Source organism: Legionella rowbothamii (assembly GCF_900639985.1).
GTDB classification, from domain to species: Bacteria; Pseudomonadota; Gammaproteobacteria; order Legionellales; family Legionellaceae; genus Legionella; species Legionella rowbothamii.
In genome coordinates this window covers 1,013,476-1,032,385 of the sequence record NZ_CAAAIM010000001.1, presented here as the reverse complement: position 1 = coordinate 1,032,385, position 18,910 = coordinate 1,013,476, and the positions used below count along the sequence as shown (strand labels likewise).

Below are 18,910 nucleotides of genomic sequence, written 5' to 3'. Positions count from 1 at the left end.
GTATGAGTATTATTTCCCTTCATGACGTAAGTCTTAATATTGCTGGCAATCAACTGTTAGATAAAGCCGATTGGCAAATACAGCCACAAGATAGGGTTGCCCTAGTAGGCCGAAATGGAGCAGGGAAATCAACGCTTCTTAAATTGCTGCAAGGAGATATTATTCCTGACAGTGGACAAATCCATCAATTATCAGGTTTAAGAGTCGCAGGTCTAACCCAAGAGGTTCCCATTACCGGGGATGACTCAGTTTACCATTTTTTAGTGAAAAGTTTAGGCGAAGTTGGTGAGGTTTTATCTCAATTTAATGAACTATCCCAACAAGGGGATATGGAGAAATTAGCTCGCGTCCAACAGCGTATGGATAATCTTCACGCTTGGGATAAATTGCCACAAATCGAAACGATGGCCAGTCGTTTGGGTATTACTACTAAAGAGCGGATGAATAATTTATCCGGGGGAATGAAGCGTCGAGTACTGTTAGGGGCAGCCCTGATTGCTTCACCCGATTTATTATTATTGGATGAGCCAACGAACCATTTGGATATTGAAGCAATTGAATGGCTGGAAGCCTATCTCAAAAGTTTTAAAGGTGCCGTATTATTGGTAACCCATGATAGAGAGTTCTTAAGTCAAGTATCAAATCGAATTGTAGAAATTGATCGCGGAAAATTACATCAACATGATTGTGATTATGAAACTTATCTTGACCGACGTGAGACAATTCGTCAGAGCGAACAAAAGCAAAATGAATTATTTGATAAAAAACTCGCTGAAGAGGAAGTCTGGATTCGCACGGGCATCAAAGCTCGGCGTACACGTAACGAAGGGCGAGTTCGTGCGCTTAAAGCATTGCGTGAAGAATATAAAGCACGCCGTAATCAAGTAGGAAAAGTTAAGACTATTGCTTTAGATGTAAATCGCTCAGGCTCTGTAGTTATCGAAGCAAGCAATGTGAATTACTCTTTAGGGCAAAAGAAGCTATTAGAAAATTTTTCTTTATTACTGACTCGTGGAGATAAACTTGGAGTTATTGGACCTAATGGCTGTGGTAAAACTACTTTAGTGCGTTTATTGCTGGGGGAACTGCAACCTGATTCAGGAGAAATCAAACAGGGCACTTCCTTAAACGTAGCTTATTTTGATCAGTTGCGTCGGCAATTGCAAGAAGATAAAACGGTAATGTATAACGTGGGTGAGGGCGCTGATTATGTCACGATTAACGGCAAGCAAAAACATGTTGCCAGTTACTTGCGTGATTTTTTATTTTCTGCAGAGCGATTTAATCAACCGGTTTCTGTATTATCAGGTGGGGAGCGTAATCGTTTATTGTTAGCTAAGTTATTCGCTAAACCAGTTAACTTTTTAGTGATGGATGAGCCTACTAATGATTTAGATATCGAAACGCTAGAGCTTTTGGAAGATATGTTGGCTGATTATCCTGGTACATTAATATTAATTAGTCACGATAGAGCCTTCATTAACCAGGTGGTAACTAGCGTCTTAGTGTATGAAGAGGCCGGACAATTTAGCGAGTTTGTTGGTGGTTATGATGACTATAAAATGCATAAGAAACAACAGCAACAACAGCAGCGTGAGCGTGATACGGCGGATAAAAATCCAGTGGTGAAGCGCAGTCCATCGACAAATAAGCTAAGCTTTAATGAACAGCGTGAATTATCCCAGTTGCCACAGAAAATTGAGCAATTGGAAAAGAAAATTTCTGAGTTGCAATTACAGATGGCTGATCCAAAATTTTATCAGCAAGATGCATCGGCTATTGCAAAAATAAATCAGAGTCTTGCTGAGGATGAAGCTGTATTAATGGAGCACTATGCGCGTTGGGAAGCTTTAGAGGAACGATTGTAAAGAGTACCAATTAGTTTTTAGATTTATGTTTGAGGAACAAGTAAATGTTATTCACACTGACTATGGTTATCCTGTTGGGGGCTATTACGGTATTTTTTTCACAGGAGTTCCTCGGAGTCATTAAAAAAATTTTTGCGGTTAAAGGTGTTAAATTATTTTTGCCTCTCTTAGTTGCGTCTTGGTTTGTATTTAGTTTTAGCGATTGGGTTATCTTGGCGATCACCTGGTATCGTGAAATTCTAGTGAAGATATTTACGGTTTTGGTGTCAATAATACCTCTCCCACAAATAGCCGAACATGTGACTGTAGTGATTGTATTAACCCTTGTTTCAGTACTCCCTGTATTCCTAATTGATTTATTCATGCGTAAGCGAAGTTATAAATCGTACAATTATCCTTACATCACCAGCACGTTACTTTTTATTGTAAGTACCTTTGTTTTGTTGGCGCTGTAATAGTGTAGCCCGTATTCGCGCAGCGTAATACGGGGATTTGTGCCCCAAAACCGTATTACCACGGTTGTCCACCCCGGGCTATGTGAATTCAGCAAACTAAGCAAAAGTTACATGACTAACTACAGCGACAAGAGTTGGTGTATCAGGCGCTATAGCCTCTGACCTATCTACTGTAAAGCTAAATAGCGCTGTGGGTAGAGAAACATTGCCAGCAGTATTAGTCGCGGGGAAAGGTGAAGGAATGCCCACCTTCATTTAACGCTAATGGTATAAAGGTCCAATTACCACCACTATCTGTGGTAACGTGCCCACAGGGATGCCGTTATCATACGCGGTGATGACAGAACCAACCGTTGCGGTTCCATTGAATGTAGGGGCGTCGTTTGTTGTGCCGCCATTTGCTATCGGTCCTATTGGTGGTACATCACTCATTACGCTGACAAGTACCGGTGGTGGTTGACTCACAGTTAATAGGGCTGCATTACTGATTGCCTGACCAATACGGTTAGTAAATATAGCCTTATATTGTGTACCATTATCGCTCGTCACCAAAATACGTAGTATACGTGCTTGAATTTGCTCCTGAAATGTCAATTCATGTAATTCCATCGGTACTGGATTGCCATTTGATGCTTGGTGTCGGGGTACCCGTGGTGCTAGAGGAATAATTTAATTTTTTTTGCCAAATCATCTTCTTCCGCATAAAAATATGCAGTGGGAACGGACAATACTTTTGCGATTCTTTTTAAGGTGGAAAAATCGGGAGAATGTTTTCCGGTTTCATATTGATTGATACGAGGACTGGCTGAAAACTCATCTATTCCGGCAGCAATGCCTAATTGTTTTTGTGATATTCCTACGGCAATACGGGCTTCTTTTAATCGCTTTGGTAAAGGCGAATCGGTCATTTTAACTTTTCCTACTAATTTTTCATTAAAAACTAAGGATCGCTTAGTATCCGCTTTCCAATGAACCAAATATGATCATTTGGTTTTTTATGGGTTCATGAAGTCTAAATAAAAAACGAAACTGGTGTTAACAAGTTAAATTTTATCAATTTTGTTTAGGGGTTCCTAATGAAATTAAGAATATTGTTAGTAAGTGTGTTTATTGGTCTTTTTAGTTCTTCTAATCTTCTGTATGCCTGGGGTAATTATCACCATCACCATAAACGCCGACATCACCACCATCATCGAATTCAACCTCATTATTATCCAAATTATCCAAGACCACAGGTGCATGTGCATCAACATTATAGTACCAATCGCTATCCTAGTTTGCATTGTCATAATAATATATGTGAGTAGATGTACTAATAACATTGTTCTAAAGACGTTACTGTGAGAAAAAAATGAAAAAATTTATTGCCATTATTCCTGTTTTATTACTACTTGTTAGTTGTGCTACAGGTTACCACCCAATGTCTTTATCGGGAGGATTTGAAGATTTCCGCTTAAATGATGATACTTATACGGTAAAGTTTTTAGGGAATGAATACACAAGTCGCGATCAAGCTTATCAATATGCGCTAAGACGTTCTGCTGAATTAACCAAAATGAACGGTTATCGCTATTTTAAGATTCTTGATTCTGCATCAACAGTAAATAAAAGAACCTATCAAACACCGATAACTGAAACTACCACAATGGACTCGACTTCTGAGCACCATCGTCATCGTCGCCATAATACAACCACTACAAGTACGACAACTATTTCCGGTGGGCAATGGGTAACTGTAGAAATTCCAACAACATTTATGAAAATAAAATTGTACCGTACTCATGTTGGTGGCGTAATGGATGCCGAGGCTGTTTTAAGTAATTTCAAAAAGTAGTTACACTATACTTTTATAAGAGCTGTAGGTTGGGCTATGGGCCCAACCTACAATTTAAATATAACTCTTAACTGTCCATAGACCAAAGATACCGCTTCAAATCCACACGTCCACCAAGCATCACAATACCTTCCATCTCCAGCAGTCCTTTCTGATACTCATATGCTTCGCTGTGCTGAGGAAATGCGAGTTGCCCATTTGATTTGATGACGCGATGCCAGGGGAGTTGGTGTTTTTGCGTGCCTGAATGTAAAAGCCACCCCACCTGACGTGCTGCACGAGGACTTCCGGCAAGTCCAGCAATTAACCCATAAGTGGCAACTTTTCCCTCTGGAATCGCTTTAATAAGCCGAATCACTTCCATAGAAAATTCCGTTCCTACTTTCTGGTCTACAGTCACTAAGATTCCCGGCTAATTAAAGTTGCTAACTCGCGTAAGGCGATAAAAAATTGAGTGTAGTCAACTTCTTGACTGCTGAATAGCATTTCTAATAGCTGCTCCCAGCGATTTTTTATGAAGGTATTCTTAGACAACCAGAAATCAATTAACTCATCCGCTTTAAGTGGCGTTTGATCTTCTTTTAAAATGGCGATCGTGATACGACGTTGTAAGTTATCTAAATCTTCGCGTAAGGAAACTCGTGCCAAACTATTCCAATGCCCCTCACGAGAATCTGTTGCAATCTGATCGCGAAACCAAACTAAATTAAATTTACTACCTATAGTAAAATACACTTCGGCAGTTCGTTCTAAATCAAATTTATTTTGGGTGGCTACCTCGACTACGTTTAATGTGGTATACAGCGCGCGCGTAGCGGCAATTTTCTTCGCAGTTTCTTCAGCAATCCCAATCCCTACAAATTGGGCAACCAGTTTATCTAAATAATCTTTAGTAATTCCAGCCATTAAATAGGGAATCATGGTTTCAAGTTTATTAATCGATTGTTTGTAGTGCTCAATATTACTCGCGAGATCTCCATGTAGTCGCCCATGGTGCAAGAACCAACGGGATGATAAATTCATGAGCTGGCGCACATGATGCAGCAATTCATACTGAGTTTGCACGGATACCTTATAGTTCAGCGAATCAATTAGTTCATGCAATTCTTGCAGACCATAAGCTTTAGCTGCTAAGGTGTAGGCACGAGCAATATCAGCGATTGACATGCCTGTTTCTCTTTGCAAACGATACATAAACGTAATTCCTACGGTGTTTACGATCTGATTGCTTAATTGAGTAGCAATAATTTCACGTCGTAAGCGGTGTTTTTCCATCTGTTTCGCATAAAGCTTTGTTAGCAGTGATGGAAAGCCAGCTTCCATAGTGGCGAGAAAATAGGGATCATCGGGTAAATCTGATTTTAATAACTCCCCGGTGATGTAAATTTTGGTATAAGCCATAAGAATTGACAGTTCTGGGCGCGTTAACCCTTGGCCGGATGCTTTGCGTTCCAAGAGTTTCTTATCATCAGGGAGAAACTCAACTGTTCTATCCAAATTTACTAATTTTTCCAGTTCTTTGATATAAGATTGATATAGGCCACTATACAATACAGTATTTGCGGCAGAAAAACCGAGAACCAGTGCTTGATTATAGTTATCTTCCAGTACCAGTTGGGCAACTTCTTCCGTCATTTGAAAGAGGTCTTGATTGCGTTTTTCTTCAGTGAGATGCCCTTGATTTATTTCCTTATTCAACAAGATTTTTATATTCACTTCGTGGTCGGAACAATTCACTCCTGCTGAATTATCAATCGAATCCGTATTAATATGACCGCCATTTAGCGCATACTCTACACGACCAAGTTGCGTAAATCCGAGGTTACCTCCTTCACCTACGACCTTACACCGCAATTCACTACCATTAATGCGGCAAAATTCATTGGTCTTGTCCCCAACATCCATGTTTGATTCAGTTGATGCCTTAACGTAAGTACCAATACCACCATTGAATAATAAATCAACGGGGGCTCTTAAGATGGCCTTAATGAGTTCATTGGGTGGCAATGAGTTCTGGCTGATGTCCAGCGCCCGTTTTATTTCAGGAGAAAGTGGAATCGACTTGAGAGTACGTCGGTACACTCCCCCGCCAGTGGAAATGAGCTCTGGAGTATAATCCTCCCAAGAGGAGGTGGGTAGATTAAAGAGACGTACTCGTTCATCAAATGATGTACGTGCATCAGGATTAGGATCAAGGAATATATGACGATGATCAAATGCAGCGAGGAGGCGACTATTTCTGGAGTAAGTAAGCCCATTTCCAAATACATCACCACTCATATCCCCAACACCAACTACGGTGAATTCTTGTTCTGCGAAGTTAATATCCAATTCACGAAAATGCCGTTTAATTGATTCCCAAGCTCCACGGGCGGTAATCCCCATTCTCTTATGGTCATAACCTGCAGAACCACCTGAGGCAAAGGCATCACCCAACCAGAAATTAAACTCTTTAGAAATACCATTGGCGATATCGGAAAAGGTTGCTGTTCCCTTATCAGCGGCTACTACTAAATAAGGATCTGCCTCATCATAACAAACGGTATTAGCAGGTGAAACGACTTTATCTTCAATAAGATTATCGGTGAGATCAAGAAGACCGTGGATAAATAATTTATAACAGTCAATAACTTCCTTCTTGATTTGCTCACGGTCGGAAATGCTGTCTAGGCGTTTTAAAATAAAACCGCCCTTGGCCCCAGAGGGTACAATTACAGAGTTTTTGACTTTCTGCGCTTTCATTAGACCAAGAATTTCTGTGCGAAAATCTTCAGGTCGTTCAGACCAGCGGATCCCCCCACGCGATACTTTGGTGCTACGTAAATGGATGCCTTCAAAACGGGGAGAGTACACATAAATTTCATACATGGGTTGACCCGGTGGTAAGTCAGGAACTTTTGCTGAATCCAGTTTAAATGATAAATATTCTTTTAAATGCCCATTGGCGTTTTGGAAATAATTGGTGCGCAGGGTCGCTTTAACTAAAGACCAGAAATAACGAATAATATAATCTTCGTCCAAGCTGCTAATTTCATCGATGCTGGTTTGAATTTCATGCTCTAATTGCGCCATGGATTTTTTAATTTCGGCATTTTGTTCCAGGCTAAATTTAAAAGAAAATAGTTGAATGAGCATTTTGGCAATCGATGCATGTGTATCAATAATTTTTTCTAGGTATTGCTGACTGAAGCGAAATCCTACTTGATGCATGTATTTTGCGTACGCACGAATGATGTTCAGCTCACGCCAGGATAATCCTGCGCCCAAGACCAATTTATTAAACCCATCATCTTCGCAAGCACCACTAGCTATTTGCAGTAAGGCATCACTAAAAATGTTTTGAAGTTGCTCAATAGCAAGGGCGTTACTGTGGGTTGAGGTAACATTAAAGTCACTAATCCAATATTGTTGCTCATTAAGAACAATCTTATAAGGGCGTTCAGTATAGGTACGCAATCCCATATTTTCTAGCATGGGGAGGATATCTGATAAAGGAATAGGGGGACCAAAGCGATAAATTTTCACATGCAAGGGATATTCGGAAAGGGTTGACTCATAGAAATTGATAATTGTTGAACGCTGAGCGGATAACTGATCAAGCAGTAATATATCGCTTGTGGCCTCTTCAACCGTGTGTTGCTCGCAATAACTCATCGAGAGGGCATTAACGAATTTTTGGGAGTTAATATGTTTTTCTAATTGCTGATTTAATTGCTCTTTCCATGAATGGTCCATTTTAGATCCTAAGATGAAAAACGTTATTATTTAACTACAGTATAGGTGATGAAAATTTTCCGTCCATTTTTAGTGATAGCTAGTATTTAATCGAGCACCAATATAGCTACACAAGAAAGCCCTAGACACTCCCTAGAACTAAACTTACAATGATGAATGCAGCATTATTTTAATAAACATCAGTAACTTAATTAATGATAAAAAAAATACTATTCTTAATCTCCATACTAATAGGATTATGGGGCTGTGGTAAGGGAGTAAAGCAGCAAGTCGTTGCGCCAAAGCAATTTCCCTCCAGTACAAAAGCTTACAAACCTTTAAATAATTTACCGTGCCTTGCATGGTGGCAACAATTTCATGACGAAGAATTGAATCGTTTGATTGAGGCTGGTTTGCGTTACAACATGGACATCCATATCGCTTTAGGAAATTTGCAGCAGGCGCGCGGGGAATTGTTGCGAGTCAAACTGAGTTGGATTCCTACCATTCAATTATTAGCGGGATATTCAACAAATCCTGCATTGGGTGTTCCCGGAGGTTTTTATGGTATTTGGCCATACTATGCTTTGAATATGATGAAGCTGTATACCCAAGGAAAAGAGGCTCGCTATAACGTAGAATTTCACCGTGCGGCAGTTGACGGAGCTCGTTTGACGGTTATTGGGCAAATAGCGTCCGCTTATTTTACCCTCATGTCTCAACAAGAACAGATCAGGCTTTTACAGCAGTTAAATAAGGATCTTAAAACGCTCATCACGTTAAGTGAGTACGATATTAAAATTGGTTTAGACAATGATATTGTATTAGCGCAATTGCAATCTGATGAACGTTTGATTGCGGCTCAAATTGAACCCGCTTTACATAACATGGTGTATAGTGAAAATGCACTGCGGTTTTTAATTAATGAAAATCCAGGGCGAATAAAAAATAAAAATAATTTCGCAAAACTCGATTTTTCCCGTTTTAAACCAGGTAGCCTTCCGGCTACAGTGCTTAATAATCGCCCGGACATGCACATGGCCATCTATGCATTAAAGGGAGCTCGTGCCAGTGAGTGGGTTGCTTGGAGTGATTTTTTTCCCGCATTACAACTGGATGATTTGGTGGGACGGATACATCTACCAGGTGGGGTATCGGCCAATGTGACTGATGCCTATGCGGACTGGGATTTAATACCAAGTTCTTTAGGAAAAGTTGCCAGTAGTAAGGGCGCGCAGCAGGCTCAATTAGCGGAACTTTATAAAACAGCCAAACGAATTTTGCGCGAGGTAGATACTGATTATTCAGCCAATAAGCGCATGAATGAACAATTTAATGCCTACGTATACGCAGAAAGTGAATATCGCCGTAAATATAAATTACAACAGGGCTTGTTAAATACAGGGTTAATTTCGTATAAAGAGTTATTACAAAGTAAAATTTATTTAGATAACTTAGCACTTAGAACAAACCAGGCTAAGTTAGAGCTAGCTATCTCCTTGGTTGTTTTATACCAGGATTTAGCCGGAGGCTATGCGATTAAGCCAAGCGCAGAAAAGTAAAAATAGTGTAGTTTGTTTGCAAGCAACTAGACAATGCCAATAAAAAGAAATTATTTGAGAGGGATATGATCAATTTTACCAAGCTGCGTAGCCAATTTAAGCAACGTCTTTCACGGGCCAAGCGTTGGGTTACTTTGGCGAATACTATTATTTTTATTGGTATTTTCACCACATTTATTTATCTTTTTTCGTTTTTATTTCCCTTTACAGATAATGCCTTTGTGATGAATAACGTTCGCCCAGTTGCGGCACTCACTAGCGGTTACATCACTGGGCTTTATGTGCAAAATGGTGATGTAGTTCAAAAAGGACAGAAGCTTTTCACTGTATTTAAAAGACCTTATGCTTATGCTCATGATCAATTTATTGCGGACTTAGCAAGTGGCGAAGCGAAATTGGCGGCTTTTAAGGCAACCTATGAACGTGATCTGAGGCTTAGCCGCAATGAAGAGCGAAATTACATTAAACTAAAACAAGATGATGAAAAATACCGAAAAGGATATCGCTTACGTTCCGTTTCCTTAATTACGCTACAAAATTCTGAACAAGAAACCATGGCTGCTAAAAATCGTTGGGAAGCGTCTCTAAAGCAGTTAGACATTGATAAATATCAAATTCAAGGTCAAGAAAGTGAAATTCAATCGATTAGCGCACGTTTACGAAATGCAAAAGTGAATCTAAACCTCACCGATGTTTATGCTCAAGGGAATGGGGTAGTACAAAATTTATTTTTTACAGTGGGCACTCCAGTAAACATCAATCAACCCTTATTTTCTTTAGTTGATACCGAGAATATCTATATTCAAGCAAACTTTAACGAAACAGATTTAAGTTCAGTACGCAAAGGCTCTAAGGTGGTGGTGTTTCCCAGAATGTATTTAGGACGAAAAGTCTTTCATGGAATCATTGAATCAGACTATTGGTCTGCTAACCGCCAATTGGTTGATCCCCGCACGCAATTGCAAAATGTTACTAATGAAAATCAATGGATTCTATTGCCTCAGCGTTTGCCAGTAATTATTCGCATCACTGATCCTGATCCTAAATACCCACTTCGTCTTGGCAGCAGTGCTTATGTTTACATCAGGGTTTAAAGAATGGCTTGAGGAATATGATCCTTATGGTGCACAAAGGGTCGTTCTCCCTAAAGCACTTTTTCTTGCCACCGTCGCGACCTACGTGTATTGGTTATTTCAACCATCTAATTTTCAAAGTTATATTATTCCTTTTTTGGTGATTGCTTTTTATGAAGCACCAGCCTTGGACTCTTACCCAGAAAAAGAGCGCTTATTAGTTTTTATAACCATCGCACTCATATTAATTAGTGTGTCTTTTTATCTGGTTTACCCCTTTAAAGGGACTTTTTTCTTTTTCTCTGTGCTGGTTTTGGCACTTACTTATTTTTCAATCCTAAAGTATTTTTATGCACTAAAGAACTTAACCATGCTGCTATTGGTTAATGGGACGGTAGTTTTAAGCACTGTGCCTTTAGGAAGTATTCAAGTCGCATACACCTTTATTTCTTCAACCTTATTGGCCATGCTAACTGCATTTATTTGCCTCAAAATTTATCCAACAAATTATTTGTGGATCTGGAATAAGGCGGTGCAAAAGTTTATTCATTGCCTCCAAGAGGGGATTGATTATGCGATTAGAAAAGAAAAGAAAAGTTCAGCATTAGAGATACAGCACTTAGGAATGGCACGTAATTACCGTAAGTTAATTCCTCCAAAATACCGAAGACAAGCTTATCGTATTGCGGTTAATTTGCGTAATATCCAGCATTGTTTGGATAGCCTTTATTATGAGGATAAGAATGTGGCATTTTGGCATGATATACAAGCAAATTTTGAATTACTTCGTCTTAATATGAATACCTATGCTCCCTGCGGTTTGCCAAGAATGACTACCTTAGCAGAAACGCAGTTACAACATTATATTTGTCGTTGTTTAAAGCAAGTTTTTATTCACTGGGATAAATTATGTTATCTACAGCGCAAATGAGAAAAAGGCTTGATTATGCTCGGTTTACTCACTTAGCGAGCATGTTTATGATTGCCATGTTTATTTATTTATTTTCAACTATCCCACATAAATTTTGGGTTTTACTTACTGTGTTAGTTGTGAGTGCAGGGATTGAGCCAGGGTTAATTACGAGAAGGGCCATCCACCGTATGAGTGGAACTTTTATTGCGCTCGCGATTTTACTGCCTTTAATTTATTTAATGCAGATGAATTACCGATTTGTTTCCGTAGTGTTTGTTCTGGCCCTTGTTGGCTTGTCTGTTTCCACCTTAAATCCGCGTCGCTATGATATTAGCGTATTGTTTACGACAATTATGATTTTTTTATTATTAGCACAAACCTCAGAGAGTAATTCACAGGAAGGCCCCTTTGATATGGTAGTTAACCGTGCTATTTGCACCTTAATTGGCATTGCAATTATCTTGGTGGGGGATTATTTTTTATTTCAAAGCTATCATTATTCGCAAAAGCTTTATTTATTTCATCAGCGACTGGTTTTTAATTTTTTTAGAGATAGCGTCCAAGAGGTTATTAAAACAAAACCAGAAGATATAAATACATTTATTTTTGTTGAAAAACTCCGGGCTAATGTAATTAAAAACTGTGCTCCTATCGCGATAAGCTCTGAAAATTTATTGCTAGAGAAAAAACTTAACCCTGATACACAAAAGAAAATAGATGAATTTCAAGACGCGCTTTGGGATATGCGTCGATTAATTTTTGCCTTAACTATTTCTAAGTTTGTTCTGCATACTGAGGCTACAACGGAGAAACATTTGCTACGGTTCCAGGAGTTGCTGACAAAAGCTCGGGAAAACTTCATATAAAATTTGCCGGCATTGTGCACGAAGAGCAGCAATCTAGAATCAATCTTTAATGAAGGATTGTTGTGGGTTGATTGACTATGAGTCACAGTGATGAGAAGTTATAAATTCTGCACAGACTGTTAAACGTCTTAGCATGCTTCTTTGTGTCAAAAAAAATCAATATGCTCTATAATAATTCTTATGGGTTGATGTATTCCACTTCTTATGGAATGTCAGTTTAGAGGTTCATTATGCCTAAGCCAATAAAAGTCCCTGAATTATTAAGACAAGGTGATATGCATGCTTTAACTACGCTGTCGAATTCAATTGAATCGGTCTTTGAAATTGGTCGTAAAAAGCAGCTTGGGATAGCGCACACTAAAAATATAGCTATCTACAATAAGCACGTATTGAACATTAAAACAAGCGTTGAGGATTTAACACGATTGCATAATGCTCTTAAAACAGGGGGAGTCGAAAATCCTCAGGAGATTCTTGCGCAAAAGGTTAAAGCAATAAAAGAATCAATGCAAATTCTAGAAATGACCACCCAAGACCCTGCCAAAAAGCAATTTTTGATGGGGCAGATGAATAATGTATTGAATGCGCTAAGTTATGCACAAAGCGAAATGGTGAGAGCACCATTAAGAGATCAGTTTACAGAAGTGCGGCAGCAAACAGAAACTGATTATAAACAAGGAAAGAATGGTTATTATGATGCTTATGTGAAAGAAAAGTGGGGAAGTTATAGTGCAAATTATGGAAAGCAGCTTCAGGAACATATTGCAATAGTACATAAAAAAGAGTTCGAGGCAGCACTTGAGAAAAAAGTTCAGGAGACTATAACCGCGGGCGGTTTAGGATTAGATAGAGAGTTTGAGGAGAATCATTTAGAGAGTTTCACACGCCTCAAAGAATACGAACTTGAAGCACAGGGAAAAACATTTAAAACGCTAACCGCCGAAGAAGGAAAGGCAATTCAAGCAGAGTTTAATGCTAAGTTTAAAGATTGGGTGAAAGATCGAGTTTTAGCTCAAGGATTTAAGGAAAGTTTTCAAGGAACTCCGCCCAAAGTGTTAGAAAAAGAGTTTAAAGCCGATTTCGATAAAGGCTTTCACAAAGCATATATAGAGCACTGCAAATCTCGGATTAAACATTATGAAGATGAAATTAAAGTTAAACTTGATGACCCGAAAGATCCTAAGTTACAACTAGGGCATATGAAAGATGTACTAAAAGAGATACAAAAAACAAACACAGGAAAAAGTAAACAAGACAAAGTAGCCGCAGAAACCTGTGAGCTCTTGGTGGGCTTTCTTGAGAAACTCGAAAGTCAAATAAGTATGTTAACTAAAGGGGGCATAACCACTGCAGAGGCTGGGGCTGCAGCACTAGCTAACAATCAGATACCTCAAGGTTTTGCTACACTCTTGAATAATTGTAAGAGCTCAAAAGCTAAAGAACTAATGGCACGCGAATTTCCTGAGTTTTATCAGCAAATACAAGGGATTAACCGAGATATACAGGCAGCTCAAATGAAATGTGAAATGAGTGCTTTACAAAGAATGCAAGGTGAAATGTCAGGTAAAAAACAACTTGAACAAGATGTCATGTTAAGTGATGAGTTGGCAGGTGAGCCCTTAGTTGTTGATCCTGTTGTAGTATCGAGTACGGTAAAGGAAAGCTTTTCTAAAATGAAAACACAACTTCATGCTCAAAAGAAAGATTCAGGCCTAGATGAGAGTGATGAAGAGAGTATTAGAGCTCATTTGTAATTATATTTTACCAGTTTAAGGAGCAATATGTTTACGGAGACGCAATTAGGTATATATGAAACCTCCAAAGATTACATTTTTATTCGATTAACGAATTTGGTCAACCGTTCACATGAAGCTGGTGTTGCTTCAGTTAAAGCCTTTTTTTTCCAATTGAAAGTGGCACTCGAATATAACAAAACTTATACTGATTATATAGGACAAAAATTTTATCCATCTCATGAAAAAGTAAAACTCTTTTTTTCTGGACTTAATGATTTATTAAATGGGAATGCTCCTGAACATATATTTATCACATCAATTAGTGATCCTCGTTTTTTTTCTGCGGAAAATAACAATAAAGAATACAAAAAAGCATTATTAATGGAGTTTAGCAGAAAACTGAAACAGGACGTCAACGAATGGTATGCCGAAGAATTAAAAAAAACAAAATTAAACGATTCAGACATGTCTGATTTGCATTCAAAATATCATTGTGAGTTTATCAACACGCTAGCAAGCACAAATAACAATCGACAGTGACAACGGCGGGTTAACTGTCTAGCCATGCGCGCAGGACTATCTTTTAATCTGCCTAAGACCATATAGGCTGTTATTAAAGCAATCGAAAATATTAGAACTTGCATTAAAAATAAAAGCTTGTGATAAATAAGTTGTTTTAGCTTCCTAACCGTGTAGGATGGATAATCTCTAATCTCGTTTTCTTGTATAGAGAAAAAATAGCTGGCCTTCCAGGTTGTATTGCCATGGCCATATTGACTATGGAGCCTTCATTAAAAACATATTTCTGTACCGTAATTTATTTTATTTCCTACCCCTAATTGGGCGAAAAACGTCGTACATCAAAGGTTAGTAATTTAAAATAATCGTAGGACATATAAAACTCACCATTATCTCCATAATCATTCCCCCAAGAGTTACGTAATGTTAACAATCCCGTGTGTTTCTCCCCGTAATTATCAATTGCAACCGCATTATCATCGTAACCGGTAATAATCAGCCCATGTGATGCTTGTATATTTGTTAAGCCGAGTAAGATATCTGATGTGACTAACCAAGTATCATTCTTTGTTTTATAATTTCCAACAGCACCTACAGTACCTAGGTCAAGGCGTGGTAGCATGATCGAAAAAACGGATCTGTCGCCTGCGCGGAGTGCTTCTTTCACCTCATTTAAGGTCCGGGTAGAACTCAGTCTCCAATAGATATTAGACCAGTTCACTATTTTTCCGAAGATTAACTCATTCATGGTGCTGTATTGCTGCGGATCTATAAAAGACTCAGGTTTTTCATCCGAATAAGAGGGGTATTCAGTCAAGCCACCACAGCCATTTTTTCTTTGGTTTTCTTTATTAATAATTCCATACTGTTCCATCTGATTTATTACTGAAATAGGAAAATTGCCATCCCAACCACTCAGTACAAACCATCCATGTTGTTCTAGGTAATTGCCTAGTTGTAAAAGGCACAATTGGCTAATGTAATCTCCGCGCCCAATCACGGCGTCAAGCGCACCAGTCATGGCGAAGGTGATGCATGTTCCATGTCGACCTTGGTCTAGTACGGGAACATTATTCATGGCCAATTGAACCCTTGGCGGTGTTTCGGTACCTAACAATGAATATAAAGCCTGAGGATTAGCGCGGGTGATCTCTTTAACGCGTGCCTCTAGCAATTTTTTAGCTTCATCGGACAGCTCTATTTTCAGTAATTGAATGACTTTTGGGTTATTCGGTTTGCTATAGCTGAACGAGGAATTGGTAACTGGTTTTATTGCATGATTGATGTTACCAACTACATGAACATCCCCAGAAATAGCTCCCTTCATTATCAATAAGGTTAAAATAACCACTTGTACTATAGGGGGTATAATTTTCAGTGCGTTCATAATAATTGGCATGTAGAAGTGTTTTGTGTGAACATTATGCATTTTTACCAATTAGTTATCAAGTCTACTGGGCAAGTATTCAAGCCGGGGTAATAATTTTAATAGCGTAATTAATGGTGATGATAATCCATTCTGTATTTAATATAACCTTTTTAGGTGGAGCTTTCTTGAATGGCATTTCGTCATTGTTCAAGCATTTTTGCAATGACGAAATGGGCATGGCTCTATGAGGCAACTGCTATCCAAGTATAAATAATAATGTACACCACATAAATTATTAAGCTAATGGCTCCAATTGTTAAAGAAACTGAGGCCCGCTTTTTTTCATCCTGATATTTAAGTTCGAGGCCAATAGAAGCCAAAATAGAAATGATAATTACCAAAAAAGTTATCATTTGGATGGCATCTGCAAGACCATAACTTGGACTTGGCGGTAATCTTGGGTCAATGATGTATTTATTCCCGATAAACGCAACAACTGATCCTATAAATACGGTTGCCCGGGCGGCAAAAGGTAATGAACTCATCATATATACCAAATGTGCTAAAATGCCAGCCATAAAGAAACCAATAAAATAACTAATATACAGTTTCCATCCGTTGCGCTTCACTTCAATAATAAAACTAAGCCGGGCATAGGGGCTGCTATCAATAGAGGCATTACCGAAATTAGTTGCATAATGAGTAACAGATTTCATTAGGCTTAAGCCAATAATGTTCCAACCTGGCATGGTGAATTCAGAATGAAGTTTTGATTCTGGGTAATCAGGTTCAAAAATCACCTTATTCTCATCTGCAAAATCCTCCATTTTGATTGTTAAAAATTGTCGTCCAAATGGAAAATATTTACTATTCCAAGGCTGATGTATTTTGGCGTAATAATGGGCGTACGTAAAATACTCATTACCCACTTTGCCTTTACCACCAAATTTATATGAATAGTCACGAGCATTTACAACTTCAATACTTTTGGTTGGATTATAGTTTTTATCTGTAGTTCGCCACCAGGCATAATAACTAATGCTGAATGTGCCATTTGCTGGGTCAACATCATAAATGCTAATAGGATAGACTCCAAAAGTAACAACATCAGGACTTGCTGCCCATGCAGGAAAAATAAACCATGAAATCATTACGATAAGAAAAGCTTTTTTCATCTCCGAAATCCTTTTGAGACTAACTCCATGTTATCGGGAGCTGTTCGGTTATACAGTCGATAAATTAAATACTATCACAGAACGTTGGTATGTCTAATTTGAGTACTAAGTCGTTATAAATCTGTTGGCCTAAACCTGTGAAAGTGTATTCCTATCCTTGAGTTATTGAATTTTTATATTAAACTTTGGTTATGTGTGTCGATATTTTGGACATATAGTGTTTTGTGGGGATTAACTTAGTTCTTAATGCTATTTGGAGCATTTGTATTGAACTTTGAGGAATAACGAACATGGAGTGTTTTTATGAAAACAATTAGTAAAGAAGATCTGAGTAAAATAACTCCAGACCAAGCTATTGATTTACTTAAAAAGGGAAATGAGCGGTTCATAAATAATTTGCGATATAACCGCAATCTTCTACAACAAGTGAATGAAACTGCTAAAGAGCAATTCCCTTTTGCTTCAATTTTAAGTTGTATTGATTCCCGAACTCCTGCCGAATTTATATTTGACCAAGGTCTTGGTGATATTTTTAGTATTCGGATTGCCGGAAATATTGTGAATGACGACATTATTGGAAGTTTGGAATTTGCCTGCAAAATCGCAGGCTCTAAATTAATTGTTGTACTTGGTCATACCAATTGTGGCGCAATAAAAGGGGCTTGTGATGAGGCTCAATTAGGATATTTAACGCAGCTTTTAGATAAGATCACACCTGCAATCGAGCAAGAAAGCTCTTTTAAAGAAAATCGAAATGGTGGCAATTCTGCGTATGTCACGGAAGTGGCCAAAATTAATGTAGATAACAGCATAAAAATGATTTTAGAGAAAAGCAGTATCCTAAGGGAGTTACTCAGCAAAAAAAGCATTAAAATTATCGGTGGTTTATATGACACCACCTCTGGTGAAGTTTCATTTTTTGATGAATAGCAGCCGAACAATCTCAATTTACAAGAAAACCGTAGCCTTGATGTAGCACAACGTCATCAAGGTTTTCATTTCGCCAGCAAGAGCAGGTTAATAAGATTTTTTAGCCGATGGGCTGGGCTCACCGTCAGGCTCTGGTAATTTTTTAGATTGGTCCTTAAATTCAATTAGTTCAGTCCTAATTTGCCGTTGGGCCTCGATATGAGATGATGAAGAGCTACTTGCTGTGGGAGTACTGGCCGTAGAAAGTGGATGACGAATGGAGGCCAGTTGAAAACGACATGGGATAGTGACATCATCTTGATTGGTGCAGCCCTCTTTATTCACAGCCATCTCATTACCAGCACCACTTTCGCCGACTAAGATAATAGGTTGCCTATCCGCTGTTTTATAACAGGCAGCGACACCATAATTAAAATCATCGGCAACATTTATTATGGGGGCGCCTTCCTTGCCTAGAAAATGTTTGCTTAGGTTTTTGGAAAGCATGCCTACTTTATTTTGGCTATCCGTGCGTGGTTTGCTAAAGAGCTGAATTTCCTGAATTCCTGGTTTATTGAGTAAGTCGAGTAACGCCATGACATTGTCTATTGCCCCATGATTTGCATGATACAATCCAATATCACCATTAGTGTATTTAAATATGACGGGAAAGCATGATTGAAAAGAGTTGCTCCAAAGGCATCCTCCATCCGTTGCAGATAAAACCCGGGAACCTTGAACAGGCACCTCTATTGATGTTCCTCCTCGGCCACCCTCTGTTAGTGCGATGGTTGTTGAACGATAGGTTCCAGTAGCGAAATTCTCAGGAGATACGGCACGCCCATCAGTGTTTAATGTAATCGTCGGCATGATTCCCGCCTCAATATGATCTTCCTTGTATTAATCTTAGTAAAAAA

18 protein-coding genes are annotated in these 18,910 nt (G+C 38.6%); 11 read left to right on the top strand and 7 right to left on the bottom strand.

Translation table 11 applies throughout. The features are described from left to right. The first annotated feature begins 2 nt into the window (after positions 1-2). A complete protein-coding gene (locus tag E1P08_RS04345) occupies positions 3-1,868 on the top strand; it encodes an ATP-binding cassette domain-containing protein (RefSeq protein WP_133135765.1) in 1,866 nt (621 codons plus the stop codon). Positions 1,869-1,912: 44 nt separating this feature from the next. Then, positions 1,913-2,323 carry a hypothetical protein gene (locus E1P08_RS04340; RefSeq protein ID WP_133135764.1) on the top strand — a complete coding sequence of 137 codons (411 nt, stop codon included), beginning with the start codon at positions 1,913-1,915 and terminating at the stop codon, positions 2,321-2,323. A gap of 261 nt (positions 2,324-2,584) precedes the next feature. Here the strand turns inward: E1P08_RS04340 and E1P08_RS04335 are convergent, their stop codons facing one another. Continuing rightward, the gene (locus tag E1P08_RS04335; protein ID WP_133135763.1) at positions 2,585-2,932 is read right to left on the bottom strand and encodes a hypothetical protein; all 348 of its coding nucleotides are present in this window, start codon (positions 2,930-2,932) and stop codon (positions 2,585-2,587) included. 47 nt (positions 2,933-2,979) lie between these two features. Beyond that, positions 2,980-3,231 (bottom strand): helix-turn-helix domain-containing protein, encoded by a 252-nt coding sequence (locus E1P08_RS04330; protein WP_133135762.1) that lies wholly within the window; start codon positions 3,229-3,231, stop codon positions 2,980-2,982. Between the two features lie 168 nt (positions 3,232-3,399). Here E1P08_RS04330 and E1P08_RS04325 point away from each other — a divergent pair, with 168 nt between their 5' ends. Beyond that, positions 3,400-3,630, top strand: coding sequence for a hypothetical protein (locus E1P08_RS04325; protein WP_133135761.1), 231 nt, complete (start codon positions 3,400-3,402; stop codon positions 3,628-3,630). Positions 3,631-3,674: 44 nt separating this feature from the next. Beyond that, positions 3,675-4,157: a CC0125/CC1285 family lipoprotein gene (locus tag E1P08_RS04320; protein WP_133135760.1), complete on the top strand. Its 483-nt coding sequence runs from the start codon at positions 3,675-3,677 to the stop codon at positions 4,155-4,157. Between the two features lie 67 nt (positions 4,158-4,224). Here E1P08_RS04320 and E1P08_RS04315 read toward each other — a convergent pair whose 3' ends face one another. Next, positions 4,225-4,557 carry an MGMT family protein gene (locus E1P08_RS04315; protein ID WP_242602364.1) on the bottom strand — a complete coding sequence of 111 codons (333 nt, stop codon included), beginning with the start codon at positions 4,555-4,557 and terminating at the stop codon, positions 4,225-4,227. After that, entirely contained in the window at positions 4,557-7,892 is a 3,336-nt protein-coding gene (locus E1P08_RS04310) for an NAD-glutamate dehydrogenase (protein WP_133135759.1), read from the bottom strand. Before E1P08_RS04310 ends, E1P08_RS04315 begins: the two co-directional genes overlap by 1 nt. 194 nt (positions 7,893-8,086) lie before the next feature. Between E1P08_RS04310 and E1P08_RS04305 the strand changes: the two genes are divergently transcribed. From E1P08_RS04305 to E1P08_RS04280, 6 genes are all read left to right on the top strand, one after another. Next, positions 8,087-9,433, top strand: a complete 1,347-nt coding sequence (locus E1P08_RS04305; RefSeq protein WP_133135758.1) for a TolC family protein — start codon at positions 8,087-8,089, stop codon at positions 9,431-9,433. Between the two features lie 65 nt (positions 9,434-9,498). Beyond that, the gene (locus tag E1P08_RS04300) at positions 9,499-10,527 is read left to right on the top strand and encodes an HlyD family secretion protein (protein WP_133135757.1); all 1,029 of its coding nucleotides are present in this window, start codon (positions 9,499-9,501) and stop codon (positions 10,525-10,527) included. Continuing rightward, positions 10,508-11,437 (top strand): hypothetical protein, encoded by a 930-nt coding sequence (locus E1P08_RS04295; RefSeq protein ID WP_133135756.1) that lies wholly within the window; start codon positions 10,508-10,510, stop codon positions 11,435-11,437. Before E1P08_RS04300 ends, E1P08_RS04295 begins: the two co-directional genes overlap by 20 nt. After that, on the top strand, positions 11,416-12,285 hold the full coding sequence (locus E1P08_RS04290) for an FUSC family protein (protein WP_133135755.1): 870 nt from the start codon (positions 11,416-11,418) through the stop codon (positions 12,283-12,285). Before E1P08_RS04295 ends, E1P08_RS04290 begins: the two co-directional genes overlap by 22 nt. Positions 12,286-12,515: 230 nt before the next feature. Beyond that, entirely contained in the window at positions 12,516-14,039 is a 1,524-nt protein-coding gene (locus E1P08_RS04285; RefSeq protein WP_133135754.1) for a hypothetical protein, read from the top strand. Positions 14,040-14,066: 27 nt separating this feature from the next. Beyond that, entirely contained in the window at positions 14,067-14,561 is a 495-nt protein-coding gene (locus E1P08_RS04280) for a hypothetical protein (protein ID WP_133135753.1), read from the top strand. 295 nt (positions 14,562-14,856) lie between these two features. Here the strand turns inward: E1P08_RS04280 and E1P08_RS04275 are convergent, their stop codons facing one another. After that, positions 14,857-15,927, bottom strand: coding sequence for a C1 family peptidase (locus E1P08_RS04275; RefSeq protein WP_133135752.1), 1,071 nt, complete (start codon positions 15,925-15,927; stop codon positions 14,857-14,859). Positions 15,928-16,151: 224 nt separating this feature from the next. Further along, entirely contained in the window at positions 16,152-17,084 is a 933-nt protein-coding gene (locus E1P08_RS04270; protein WP_133135751.1) for a ligand-gated ion channel, read from the bottom strand. Between the two features lie 303 nt (positions 17,085-17,387). Between E1P08_RS04270 and E1P08_RS04265 the strand changes: the two genes are divergently transcribed. Further along, positions 17,388-18,014, top strand: coding sequence for a carbonic anhydrase family protein (locus E1P08_RS04265; RefSeq protein WP_133135750.1), 627 nt, complete (start codon positions 17,388-17,390; stop codon positions 18,012-18,014). An 87-nt stretch (positions 18,015-18,101) separates the two neighbouring features. On the opposite strand, the gene E1P08_RS04260 is transcribed toward E1P08_RS04265, so the two are convergent. Then, the gene (locus E1P08_RS04260) at positions 18,102-18,863 is read right to left on the bottom strand and encodes a hypothetical protein (protein ID WP_133135749.1); all 762 of its coding nucleotides are present in this window, start codon (positions 18,861-18,863) and stop codon (positions 18,102-18,104) included. Between the last annotated feature and the right edge of the window lie 47 nt (positions 18,864-18,910).